At 66.5% G+C, this 12,144-nt stretch carries 10 protein-coding genes; 5 read left to right on the top strand and 5 right to left on the bottom strand.

Translation table 11 applies throughout. The features are described from left to right. Positions 1–98: 98 nt before the first annotated feature. Positions 99–3,731: a cobaltochelatase subunit CobN gene (gene cobN / locus NU1_RS26060; RefSeq protein WP_067525242.1), complete on the bottom strand. Its 3,633-nt coding sequence runs from the start codon at positions 3,729–3,731 to the stop codon at positions 99–101. Positions 3,732–4,027: 296 nt separating this feature from the next. Between cobN and NU1_RS26065 the strand changes: the two genes are divergently transcribed. From NU1_RS26065 to NU1_RS26075, 3 genes are all read left to right on the top strand, one after another. After that, positions 4,028–4,258, top strand: a complete 231-nt coding sequence (locus tag NU1_RS26065; protein WP_067525244.1) for a hypothetical protein — start codon at positions 4,028–4,030, stop codon at positions 4,256–4,258. A gap of 73 nt (positions 4,259–4,331) precedes the next feature. Then, positions 4,332–5,531, top strand: coding sequence for a precorrin-3B synthase (cobG, locus tag NU1_RS26070; protein WP_067525246.1), 1,200 nt, complete (start codon positions 4,332–4,334; stop codon positions 5,529–5,531). A gap of 152 nt (positions 5,532–5,683) precedes the next feature. Further along, positions 5,684–6,862: a DUF7373 family lipoprotein gene (locus NU1_RS26075; protein ID WP_443093784.1), complete on the top strand. Its 1,179-nt coding sequence runs from the start codon at positions 5,684–5,686 to the stop codon at positions 6,860–6,862. A 197-nt stretch (positions 6,863–7,059) separates the two neighbouring features. On the opposite strand, the gene NU1_RS26080 is transcribed toward NU1_RS26075, so the two are convergent. From NU1_RS26080 to NU1_RS26095, 4 genes are read right to left on the bottom strand one after another with little or no spacing between them, the layout of a single operon-like run. Then, positions 7,060–7,893, bottom strand: coding sequence for an ABC transporter permease (locus tag NU1_RS26080; RefSeq protein WP_067525251.1), 834 nt, complete (start codon positions 7,891–7,893; stop codon positions 7,060–7,062). Then, on the bottom strand, positions 7,890–8,786 hold the full coding sequence (locus NU1_RS26085; RefSeq protein ID WP_067525253.1) for an ABC transporter ATP-binding protein: 897 nt from the start codon (positions 8,784–8,786) through the stop codon (positions 7,890–7,892). The genes NU1_RS26080 and NU1_RS26085 overlap by 4 nt, the downstream gene beginning before the upstream one ends. Beyond that, positions 8,776–9,279: a Clp protease N-terminal domain-containing protein gene (locus NU1_RS26090; protein WP_067525255.1), complete on the bottom strand. Its 504-nt coding sequence runs from the start codon at positions 9,277–9,279 to the stop codon at positions 8,776–8,778. The genes NU1_RS26085 and NU1_RS26090 overlap by 11 nt, the downstream gene beginning before the upstream one ends. A gap of 2 nt (positions 9,280–9,281) precedes the next feature. Beyond that, complete coding sequence (locus tag NU1_RS26095; protein WP_067525257.1) at positions 9,282–9,515, bottom strand: hypothetical protein; 234 nt, start codon at positions 9,513–9,515, stop codon at positions 9,282–9,284. Positions 9,516–10,119: 604 nt separating this feature from the next. On the opposite strand from NU1_RS26095, the gene NU1_RS26100 reads away from it, so the two are divergent. Further along, entirely contained in the window at positions 10,120–11,061 is a 942-nt protein-coding gene (locus tag NU1_RS26100; RefSeq protein WP_084521813.1) for a TAXI family TRAP transporter solute-binding subunit, read from the top strand. A 381-nt stretch (positions 11,062–11,442) separates the two neighbouring features. Then, complete coding sequence (locus tag NU1_RS26105) at positions 11,443–12,102, top strand: response regulator transcription factor (protein WP_067525260.1); 660 nt, start codon at positions 11,443–11,445, stop codon at positions 12,100–12,102. The last annotated feature ends 42 nt before the right edge of the window (positions 12,103–12,144 follow it).

Raw genomic sequence — 12,144 nt, forward strand, 5'->3', positions numbered from 1 at the left:
TCGGAACTATTCTTATGTTCCTCTCAGAATCCCGCAGGCGGAAGACCCCTGCACAGGGGTTGTCCGCCGATGTCCTCTGCCGTGCCGCCGCTGCCGCTCTACTCCAATTCGCCTTCGGTTTCCAGGTACACCTGGCGCAGTCGGTCCAGGGTCTCGGCTTCGGGCTGCTCCCAGAGCTTCCGCTCGGCCGCCTCCAGCAACCGTTCCGCAATACCGTGCAGCGCCCAGGGATTGGACTGTTCCATGAATTTGCGATTGGTCTCGTCGAATACGTAGCTCTCGGCGAGCTTTTCGTACATCCAGTCGGCCACCACATTCGTGGTGGCGTCGTAGCCGAAGAGATAGTCGACGGTGGCGGCCATTTCGAACGCACCCTTGTACCCGTGTCGCCGCATGGCGTCGAGCCAGCGCGGGTTCACCACGCGGGCCCGGAACACCCGGGTGGTTTCCTCCGAAAGTGTGCGCGTCCGAACTGCATCCGGGCGGGTGCTGTCACCGATATAGGCTTCCGGATTCTTACCGGTGAGCGCGCGCACCGCGGCCACCATGCCGCCGTGGTACTGGAAGTAGTCGTCGGAGTCGACGATATCGTGTTCGCGGGTGTCGGTGTTCTTGGCCGCCACCGCGATTCGGCGATAGGCCGAGCGCATATCGTCGGCGGCGGGTGCGCCGTCGAGGTCACGGCCGTAGGCGTAGCCGCCCCAGGTGGTGTACACCTGCGCGAGGTCGTCGTCGGTGCGCCAGCTCTTGGAGTCGATGAGCTGGAGCAGCCCCGCGCCGTAGGTGCCGGGCTTGGAGCCGAAGATGCGGGTGGTGGCGCGGCGGGCGTCGCCGTGCGCGGCCAGATCCGTTTGCGCGTGCGCGCGAACGTAATTGGATTCGGCGGGTTCGTCGAGGTCGGCGACCAGGCGCACCGCGTCGTCGAGCAGGGCGAGCACGTGCGGGAAGGCGTCGCGGAAGAAGCCGGAGATGCGCACGGTGACGTCGATACGCGGACGCCCCAGCTCCTCGAGGGAGATGGCCTCCAGTGTGGTGACGCGGCGGCTGGCCTCATCCCACACCGGCCGCACACCCAGGAGTGCGAATACTTCGGCGATATCGTCGCCGGAGGTGCGCATGGCGGAGGTGCCCCAGACCGACAGACCCACCGACTTCGGGTATTCGCCGTGATCAGCGAGGTAGCGTTCCAGGAGCGAATCCGCCATGGCCTGACCGGTTTCCCACGCCAGCCGCGACGGGACGGCCTTGGGGTCGACGGAGTAGAAGTTGCGGCCGGTGGGCAGCACATTGATCAGGCCGCGCAGCGGGGAGCCGCTGGGTCCGGCAGGAATGAATCCGCCATTCAACGCGTGCAGGATGCGCTGGATTTCGATTCCGGTCTGGCGCAGGCGCGGCACCACCTCGGTGGCGGCGAATTCCATGACGGACCGCACGGCCGCCAGTCGGGCGGCGGGATCGGTGATCTCCCCGGCGGTTTCGGCCCGGCCCACCAGCGCCTCGGTCACCGGTCCGATGGCCTCGACCGCCCAATCGGCCTCCCCCATGGCGGCGACGAGTTCGCGGGCACGCGACTCGAAGGTATCGACGCGTCCACGCGATTCGTCCCCGGCTTCGCTGAGCCCCAACGCTTCTCGCAGACCGGGGACCGACATTTCGCCGCCCCACAGCTGCCGTGCGCGCAGCATGGCCAGCACGAGATCGATTTCGGTCTCCCCGCTGGGTGCCTGGCCGAGAATATGCAGTCCGTCGCGGATCTGTACGTCCTTGATTTCGCACAGCCAGCCGTCGACGTGCAGCAGCATATCGTCGAAGACGTCCTCGTCCGGGCGTTCGGCCAGCCCGAGATCGTGGTCCATCTTGGCGGCGCGCATGAGCGTCCAGATCTGCTGGCGGATGGCGGGCAGCTTGGCCGGGTCGAGTGCGGAGATATTGGCGTGTTCGTCGAGGAGCTGTTCCAAACGCGAGATATCGCCGTAGGTTTCGGCGCGCGCCATGGGCGGGATCAGGTGGTCGACCAGGGTGGCGTGGGCGCGGCGCTTGGCCTGGGTGCCCTCGCCGGGATCGTTGACCAGGAACGGGTAGATGAGCGGCAGATCGCCGAGCGCGGCATCGGTGCCGCAGGAGGCCGACATGCCGAGCGTCTTACCGGGCAGCCATTCCAGGTTGCCGTGCTTGCCCAGGTGCACCATGGCGTCGGCCCGGAATCCCTCGGGTGCGGCGAGCCAGCGGTAGGCGGCCAGGTAGTGGTGGCTGGGCGGCAGATCCGGGTCGTGGTAGATGGCGACCGGGTTCGCGCCGAAACCGCGCGGCGGCTGGACAATGAGGACGATATTGCCGAATCGCATGGCGGCGATGACGATTTCGCCCTCGGGGTCGGCGGAGCGGTCGACGTAGAGCTCTCCGGGCGGCGGACCCCACGCCTCGATCACGTTCTCGCGCAGATCATCCGGGAGGGTGTCGAACCAGGCGGTATAGACGTCCGCGCCGATGCGGATCGGATTGCCTTCCAGCTGTTCGGCGGTCAACCAGTCCGGGTCCTGCCCACCGGCGGCGATGAGGGCGTGGATGAGTGCGTCGCCATCCCCCTGCTCGAGTCCGGGAATCTCGCCGGGAGCGCCGATATCGTAACCGGCGGAACGCATTTCCTGGAGCAAGGCGATGGTGCTGGCCGGGGTGTCGAGGCCGACGGCATTGCCGATCCGGGCATGTTTGGTCGGGTAGGCCGACAGCATCAGCACCACGCGCTTGTCGGCATTGGGGATGTGGCGCAGCTTGGCGTACCGCACCGCGATCCCGGCGACGCGGGCCGCGCGTTCCGGGTCGGGCACGTAGGTGGACAGGCCGTCGGCGTCGAATTCCTTGAACGAGAACGGCACCGTGATGATGCGGCCGTCGAATTCCGGCACCGCCACCTGGGTGGCGACATCGAGGGGCGAGAGGCCGTCGTCATTGGCTTCCCACTGTTCGCGGCTGCTGGTGAGGCAGAGTCCCTGCAGGATGGGCACATCCAGGTCGGCGAGCTCACCCACATCCCAGGCTTCGTCCTCCCCGCCGGCGGAGGCGGTGGCGGGTTTGGTGCCACCGGCGGCGAGGACGGTCACCACGAGCGCGTCGGCTTCGCGCAGGCGGGCGAGGAGTTCCTGATCGGCGGTGCGCAGCGACGCGCAGTACAGCGGCAGCGCCCGCGCTCCGGCATTCTCGATGGCCTCGCACAGTGCATCGATATAGCTGGTGTTTCCGGCCAGCTGCTGCGCGCGGTAGTAGACGACAGCGACGGTCGGCGCATTGTCGGCCACCGGGCGCGCGGTGCGCTCCAGCTCCCCCCATGTGGGCATATCGACCGGCGGTTCGAAGCCGTGGCCGGTGAGCAGCACCGTGTCGGACAGGAAGTTGTGCAGCTGCAACAGGTTGCCCGGTCCGCCCGCGGCGAGATAGTTGTGCGCGTCGGTGGCGACACCGATGGGCACGGTGGAGCATTCCATGAGTTCGGCGTCGGGTGCGAGTTCACCGCCGAGCGCGACCAGGGGAATACCGGTGGCGCGCACCGCGTCCAGGCCCTCCTCCCAGGCCCGGACGCCGCCGAGGATGCGCACGATCACCAGATCGGCGCCGTCGAGGAGGGCGGACAGATCCTCCGGCAGCAGGCGCGCGGGATTGGCGAGCCGATAGTCGGCTCCGCTGGCGCGCGCGCTCAGCAGATCGGTGTCGGAGGTGGACAGCAGCAGAATCACAGGTTCGGCCTTCCTAGGGTGACGCGCCCAGCACGGTTCGAGCCCATCGGGAAGGTCTGACTGTCACAGTGGCGCGACCGCACCGGAATTGCACCGGTTTCTTCTCATCCGACGAGCACCCGGACTCTATCGCGCACCGATCACGGTGCTGCAAATCTGTTCCGGTTCCCTGGTGCCGAGCCGAGCCGCGGGCGTACGCTGCGAGGATGCCGAACACTCCGGGTTGGGTCAGGCGGAATCGCTTTGCTGCCTGGTCAGGGTACTTTTGCATACTGGTTGCCTTCGCAACGCTGGCCATGGCTTTGACCGCCGCCGGCACCGGACATTCCGATATGGCCGTGCTCGCGGGCGGAATCTGCGCGGCCACCCTCCTCTTCGCACTGATGCTGTTGAGTACCACGGTCCACCGCGATCACCTCGAGAACCACAATGTGCCGAGTCTGCTCAATGACACCTGGTCGGTCACCCCGAGTTGGGCGCGCGAACGCGGCGCGCCCCAGGCCGACGAGTCGCACCGGATGGGCTGACCCCGTCGAAGGAATGACAGCGTCCCCGCCTCGCAGTGGGGGCGCTGTCGCATTTCCGTAGTCTGGACTGGTCATGACTCGAACCGATTCCGATTCCTGCCCCGGTGTGCTGCGGTTGCACGAGGCGGCCGATGGTCCGCTCGCCCGTATCCGTGTGCCCGGTGGACACCTGCGACCGTCACAGTTGCTCACGCTCGCCGAGGCGGCGCGCGATCTGGGCGACGGCACGATCGAGCTCACCTCGCGCGCGAATGCGCAACTGCGGCAGGTGCGGGACGCGGTCGAGTTGGAGAGCCGGCTCGAGGCGGCCGGGCTGTTGCCCAGCGCCACCCATGAGCGGGTGCGCAATATCATCGCCTCTCCGCTGTCCGGACGCGTCGGCGGCTGGACCGACGCGCACGGACTGGTCCCGGCTCTGGACGCGGGTTTGCGGGCCGATCCGCGCTTGGCCGAACTGCCCGGCCGGGTGCTGTTCACCGTCGATGACGGTCGCGGTGATGTCAGCGGGCTCGGGGCCGATATCGGCCTGCACGCGATCGACGACAGCGACTATGCCCTGCTCCTGGGCGGGTCCGACTCCGGACTCCGGGTGCCCGCCGACCGGGCCATCGAGCTCGTGCTCAGCGCGGCACACGGCTTCCTCGATCTGCGCGACGGGCAGTGGCGTCTGCACGAGATCCCGAACGGCCCCACCGCCCTCGCCGACCGCCTGCTGGTCGACCATCCCGACCTCGCCACCGCCGAGGTCATGGAACTCGCCGCGCGGCACAATATTCCGATCGGCTGGCTGAATCAGGCCGATGATCTGGTGGCATTGGGCGCGGGTGTCCCGCTGGGGATCCTGCCCGCCCGGACCGCCGAATTCATCGCCGCCGTCGAGCGCCCGGTCTTCCTCACCCCGTGGCGCAGCATTTTCATGACCGATATGGACGAGTGGACGGCCGAACAGGTGGTTCGGGTACTCGCCCCCATGGGCCTGATCTTCGATTCCGCGTCCCGGTGGCTCCAGGTGACGGCCTGCGCGGGCCAACCCGGCTGCGCCAAATCGCTGACCGATATCCGCGCGGACGCGGCGGCCGCCGTCGAGGAGGGCCGCGTGCTCCCATCGGGTACGCCGCAACCCGCACTGACCGACCTGACCGCCGCGGAGGTCGTCGCCGCGGGCCGTCAGCATTGGTCGGGCTGCGAACGCCGCTGCGGCCGTCCGCGCGGCGCGGTCACCGATATCGTCGCCGCCCCGGGCGGCTACCGGCTCACGCCACCACGGTCGTGAAAACCGCGCGGGTTCTGGCGCGGATACCGGAGACGCCTATGCTTCGGCCGCGCCTGCTGCGCAAACGGCTCCTGCCCAGCGACACAACCGCTGAGCACCGCACGCCGAGATGATCACGCTATCTGGTGCGATCGGTAGACGCTGGTGGAACTATGACCCCTGTGCGATCGCTTTCCCGCCTGGTAGTTCCGGCCGCTGTGTTTCTGGTTGTCTCTTGTTCGGGCAGTCCAGAGCCACAGCATGTTCCGGCTACCCAATCGACAACTCCTACCCGATCGACAGTCCCTGCCGTAGCGACGGTCGATGCCGACGGCGCGCTACTCGAGGGAATTCGGCTCGGCGAATTCGTTGTCCTTCCCGGAGACGTCGACCCGACCCTGACCCACCTTCCCTGGGACACCACTGCCATCGGCCCGTTGCCGAAGCACGCGCCGGGAGGCCCCGACTTCGACGCAGCGTTTCCCGGAGTCGCGACACAGCACAACATGCTGGCCGGATTCAAGACATACGGAGGCGCACCACAGGGGGTGGCCCGGCTGAGCCTGCGCATCGTGGTGATGCGGTTCCTCGACGCCGAGACAGCGGTACGGGCCGCAGATGAGCTGGCCGAGGTCGCAACGACGACAACCGGGATCTCGGACGACGACGTATATCAAGCGGCACCGCTGGCCGACGAACCTGAGGTCCGGTACAGCATCACCAAGCGCGAAAAATCGGTCGGCGTCAGGGCTTTCGCTCCTTATCACGAGTACGTGATCTACACCGGAGTCGACGCCGTCACCGAGGTCGATGCCGAGCGCACCACGAAACGAGCTATTGAGCTGCAGCGCCCACTGCTGGATTCCTTCGTCGCGACCGAACCCGCGAAATACGCTGAACTGCCGATCGATCCAGAAGGCGTGTACGGCTTGGCACTCGGGACCGGTTACCGGCGAGCCCGAGAGGGAACATACGGGCCGCGAGCGGCGTCGCTGATGATGTACGACCAACCGCGGATGCTGGCGCTGTTCGGCGACGTGGGTATGACAGCCGCAGGGGTCGCGGGCACAACCGTCTACCGCACCCGTGACAATGCCGCAGCACAGCAGCTGGCCATGGTTTTATCCGAATTCGTCGTGCGCCACCACAACTACGACGCTCAACTACTCGCCCCAGCTGCCACACCACCGGATTCACCGAACACACAGTGCTGGTCCACTCTCGCCGGGATCAGATCCTGGTACTGCCTGGTCACCGAAGGCCGCTACGTCGGAGAAATCTGGGAGGGGTCGAAGACCGAAGCCCACGATCTCGCCATACAACAGGCCAGGGCCCTGTTGACGGCCCGGTAGACCCCCGCGAACCGGATGGCAACACACGCTGCGGTTGCCGATCCGGTCGACTTCGAAGCGTGCCAGGCCGGACCACAACAGCGGCCACCCGAATTCGCAGCCGCTCGCCCGGCGAGGTAATCACGGTTTCTGCGCCGGAAACCACCGTGCGGGACCGCCGAATCGGCGATCCCGCACGCGGGGTGCGGGTGAACGCCCTACGCGGTCCGCGCCAACAGTTGTTCGCGGCGGGCGGCTACCCGCGAGCCGGATTCGCGCCGGGCCATGCGGCGCAGCACGATCGGCGCGACCACCAGGCCGACGATCGCCCAGCCGCCGAGCACGGCGGCGGTTTCCCAATGCCGCCACGACTCACCGATTTCGGCGGCTACGGCGTCGGCCGGGAGCATGGCCGAGCGCATTCCCAATCCGAGCCAGTAGACCGGGAAGATCTGGGCGATCGGCTGCAGCCAATCCGGCATGGCGGTGATGGGGTAGAAAATGCCGGAGATGGCGATCAATCCCATGACGGGTAGTGAGATGTAGCCCGCCCCGCGTGGCCCGGAAATGAGCGAGCCCAGCATGGCACCGATCGATTGGGTGGCGACGAAACCGAGCGGCACCACCCATGCCAGGATCAGCACAGAGGTGGAGTCGAGGGTCAACCCGCCGACCAGGAATGCTCCGGGAATCAGCAGGACGGCCAGGTACGCCAGTACCGATCCGGATACGGTGACGAGCTTGCCGATGAAGTATCCCTGGATACCGCCGGGGATTATCTTGGCGCGCAGCAGGGTTCCGTCTTCGCGATCGGCGGCGAGGTATTGGATGACCAGCATCATTCCGAAGGCGACAAACATACCCAGCACACTCGGCAGCATGAAGGTCCCCAATTGGGTTCCGCCCGCGATGGTCCGGTCGCGCAGCAGGAACATCGCTACCAATGTCGCTACCGGCCAGAACATCTGGCCGATGAGCGCCGCACCACCGAAGGCTTGCCGCCATTCGACCAGTCCCCGCTGGATACCGGAGTGCACAACGGTCGCGGTCATGATGCCACCTCCAGAACGTCACCACGCCGAACCAGGCTGAGGTAGGCGTCTTCCAATGTGGCCCGGCGGATTTCGAGATCGGTGATATCGCGGCCGTGCCGGGTGAACAGGTCGTAGACGAATTCGGTGGAGTGCGGCGTGGATTCCACGAATGACCTTCCGTCACACCGCCATCGGACCTCGTCATTGCCGACGATATCGACGGCGAGCGTATCCGGAGTGCCGTCGGCGATAATGCGGCCGCCATCGAGGACGGCGATGCGGTCGGCCAGCTTCGCGGCCTCGTGCAGGTCGTGGGTGGTGAGCAGGATGGTGGTCTGCCCGGTGCGGGCCAGGCCCAGAATCACCTCGTGGAAGTCGCGGCGGGCCTCGGGGTCGAAGCCGACCGTGGGTTCGTCCAGGAACAGCACCTCCGGTCGCCCGACCAGGCCGACCGCCACATCCAGGCGGCGGCGTTGTCCGCCGGACAGCCGTTCGACACGGGTATCGGCCTGCTCGGTGAGGCCGACCGCGGCCACCAGGTCGTCGGTGTCCCAGGGCCGGGCGATCTCCGCCGTCGAGTGGTCGCCGTAATAGGAGCCCAGGTGCGCGAGCAGTTCGCGCACCCGCCACTTGCCGTGGTCACGCCAGGATTGCAGGACCACGCCGATCCGCGCCCGCCATCGATCGTCGCCGTGCGCCGGATCGACGCCGAGGACGGCGACCTGCCCGGCCGACCGCAGCCGGAAGCCCTCCAGGATCTCGATGGTGCTGGTCTTGCCCGCCCCGTTGGGTCCCAGCAGCGCCAGCACCTCACCGCGCCGGGCGGCGAAGGTGACCCCGGTGAGAACGTCCTTGTCGCCGTAGCGCATGCGCAACCCGTCGACCTCGATGGTCAGTTCGCTACCGATCATGACCGGGCTCCTCCGTGAGTGCGTCGAGCAGGCGCGATTCCAGCGCACCGCGGTCTATTCCGGCCAATTCCAGTGCGCGCGGGACGGTTCCGACCTGTGCCCGCACGATGCCCAGCAGTAGATGCGCGGGCTGTAATCGATTCGCCGACACCGAGGTGGCGCGCTCGATGGCCAGTTTGGCGGAGGCGCTCAAATTCGCCGGCGGCTCCACCGACCGGGTCGGCGGCGGCAACTCCTGAGCCAGATCGCCGATGCCGACCGCCCGCAGGCTGTGCACGAACTCCGCTTCCAGCGCCGAAACCAGCGAATCATGGTCGAGTCCAACGGCACCGAGCACATCGCGACTTGTCTTGTCCTGCCCCGCCGCGATGGCGAGGAGCAGGTGTTCCGCCTCGACGGTCGCCGATCCACTCTCGCGTGCTTCCGCACGCCCGCCCTCGACCGTCGCCTCGACGAACTTCCCGAATCCGGCCGTTTTCCCGAATGTCCGCATAATCAACGCCTTCTCCTCAATGCGACCTCACCGGCGATGAGCCGTTTCGCATGTTTCTTGTGCACTGCTTGCCGGGTGACCCCCAAGGCCTCGGCGACCTGCGGCCACCCCCAGTTCTCCCGCATGGCCTGTTCGACCGCGGCGTCCTCGAGGCGATCGGCCAATCGGCGCAGCGCTACGACTGCCGCCAGTGCGTCCGCGGATGACTTCGGTATGGGAATCTCATGCTCCGACATGCAAGCAACTGTAGTTGACTAAGCACCACTTAGTCAACCGAAGTTGCTATATCGATCGGGCTAGCGATCACGCCGCGACGCGAGCAGCCGAACTCCGGTAAGCGATAGACCCCCATGTGCTGCGCAAGCTGCGGCCCACCGCCGGAGCCGCGGCTCCCGAACACCGGGGATCGCGAGCCGCCCATCGCCGGAGCCCCGGCCGCCAGGCGTCGCACCCTTCCGACCTGGGACGCAGCGGTGGCCCCGACACCGTTGCCCGGTGTCGGGCCCGGCAGCGGGTGAGACCCGCAGACGGCGTGCCCGAAACCCGTCTGCCGATTGCCTGCGGATTCTGGACGCCAAGATCGCGCACTACGAGGCGATGTCCACTCCGACGAAGGCCTCGGAATCCGCGGTGGCCTCAGTTCGCTAACGCGGGACCGGCCCTCACCTTCCACCCCGGACTCCCGCCGCGCCGACGATCAGCAACCGCAGCGAACCCGGGGTCAAAGCTGTTGACACGGCATGTCGAACCAGTTGGAATGTCTTCCACTGATGGAGCGACTTTGCGCCAACTGTTGCCCACGCCGACTCCGGGGCACCGAGGTAGACAGGAGCGCGCTTGATGGATGACGGCGCTCGCGATCGTCGAGTCGCCGGCCGCCCGAGGATCAGCCGTCGAGGGTTCCTCGCGCTCGCCGCGGTATCGGCACTCCCGGGATGTAGCGGTGATCCGGTCCGGGTCCGGCTCGGTTCTGGCCGCGAGGGCGGGTTGTTTCACGAAATCGCCCACCTGCTGGCGGGCGTCGCCGCTGAGGGCGACACGGTCCGTATCCATCCGGTCACCACCGCCGGATCTCAGATGAACCTCGAGATGCTCGACCGTGGGGAACTCGATGCGGCACTCTCCCTCGCCGACGCGGCGCATGCGGCCAGTACCGACGGACTCGCGCTCGGGCGTCTGTATCAGGCCTATCTGCACATCGCCGTTCAGCCGGACGGCCCGATCATGCGGATCGAGGATCTCCGGGGTATGCGAGTGGATCTCGGCGTCGCGGGGTCAGGCGCGGCTATGACCGCTGAGCGACTACTTGTCACGGCGGGGATCGACCCCGCCGCCGATCTGATCGTCAGCCATCGACAGGTGTCGGATTCGGCACCCGCCCTGTACGCCGGTGAAGTCGACGCAATCCTTTGGGGTGGTGGCGTGCCGACACCCGGTGTCGACATTCCCGCCCGCATGCGTCTGCTGGATATCGGCAGCTGGGCCCCCGCCATGAAGGAGCGGTTCGGATTCGCGTACGACCACCTGGTGATCCCCGGGAACGCCTATCCGAACACCCCGGCCGTGAGCACCATCGGTGTCGCGAACCTCCTTATCGCCGCACCCGGGCTCGATCACGAGGCCGTTTCGGCGATGACGGAATTGCTTCTGCGCCACGGGAATCGGATCGTACCGCAACAGGCCCTGGGCATTCACTTCCTGGACAGACGCTGGCTCGTCGGCACCGGCGAGTTTCCGATGCATCCCGCGGCGATCGAAACACTTCGCGATTGGCACGGATAGGGAGGTGAGGTATGGCCAACAGCATTCTGTCACAAGCCAGCTCGCGGAACGTGCTGGACGTATGTCAAAGAACAGTAAAGTGTTTTCACCGCTGTTGCCTCCTGGCCAGGCAGCAAATACGTATGAACAATGTCCACATGGCCTTCCGGTAATAGGCGCGCGGCCGCCGCCAGCGTTCCACCCGCACAGCACAGTCAGCGACTGTCCGAGAACCCGGTGGATCGTGATGCGCGACTCGACCCGCCCGATGCCCCTGAACACGATGATGCCGGTACGGAACCGAGGGAATTCACCGCGTCCGCGGACCCACCGAGCGCCGTCGAGACAACAGATCCTACGAACACTTCCGATAACGATCCCCCCATGAGAGAAGATCGGACAGTGCGACTAGCAGTAGTAGAAGATGATGACGAAGTCGGCGATGCGCTCGTGGAGGTCCTCACCGACAACGGGTTCATCCCTGAACGCCAAACTCGGGGCGCGGATCTCCTGCTGTGGCACCGCCGCTACGACGCGGTAATTCTCGACCTCGGACTACCCGATGGTGACGGGCTCGACGTGCTGCGCCAACTCCGCGAGGTCAGTAAGGTACCGGTGGTGATCTTGACGGCCCGAGATGACGAACGCACCGTGGTCCGCGGATTACGTAATGGCGCTGATGATTTCATCGTCAAACCACCGCGCCTGGATGAACTGGTGGCAAGGTTGGAGGCGGTGACCCGGCGCGCTGTCACACAGTTGGGGCCGGTGGCTACCGAGGTGGTCACGGGTGATGTCCGTGTCGATCTCATAGCTCGCGAGGTCGAAGTCGGCGGCGAGCTGGTATTCCTCACGCAAAAGGAGTTCGAGCTGGTACGGATTCTGGTGGAACGACCCGGTTCAGCCGTGAGTCGCGAACTGCTCATGGACCGGGTCTGGGGCGACGCTTTCCTCGCCGTCTCCCGATCGCTGGATGTCCATATCTCGACCCTGCGCCAGAAACTGGGTCGGCCCGGGCTGATTGCCACGATCCGGGGCTACGGCTACCGCTGGGGAAAGTGACGATGGGGTCCGCTCTTGCGACGACGATTGCTGGTTGTATTA

The organism is Nocardia uniformis NBRC 13702, from assembly GCF_001613345.1.
Taxonomy (GTDB): Bacteria; Actinomycetota; Actinomycetes; order Mycobacteriales; family Mycobacteriaceae; genus Nocardia; species Nocardia uniformis.

Bases quoted from the DNA above. Each gene is read 5' to 3' on its own strand.
- NU1_RS26065 (WP_067525244.1), top strand. From the start codon at position 4,028: ATGGCTTTGACCGCCGCCGGCACCGGACATTCCGATATGGCCGTGCTC.
- cobG (WP_067525246.1), top strand. From the start codon at position 4,332: ATGACTCGAACCGATTCCGATTCCTGCCCCGGTGTGCTGCGGTTGCAC.
- NU1_RS26075 (WP_443093784.1), top strand. From the start codon at position 5,684: ATGACCCCTGTGCGATCGCTTTCCCGCCTGGTAGTTCCGGCCGCTGTG.
- NU1_RS26080 (WP_067525251.1), bottom strand. From the start codon at position 7,893: ATGACCGCGACCGTTGTGCACTCCGGTATCCAGCGGGGACTGGTCGAA.
- NU1_RS26085 (WP_067525253.1), bottom strand. From the start codon at position 8,786: ATGATCGGTAGCGAACTGACCATCGAGGTCGACGGGTTGCGCATGCGC.
- NU1_RS26090 (WP_067525255.1), bottom strand. From the start codon at position 9,279: ATGCGGACATTCGGGAAAACGGCCGGATTCGGGAAGTTCGTCGAGGCG.
- NU1_RS26095 (WP_067525257.1), bottom strand. From the start codon at position 9,515: ATGTCGGAGCATGAGATTCCCATACCGAAGTCATCCGCGGACGCACTG.
- NU1_RS26100 (WP_084521813.1), top strand. From the start codon at position 10,120: ATGGATGACGGCGCTCGCGATCGTCGAGTCGCCGGCCGCCCGAGGATC.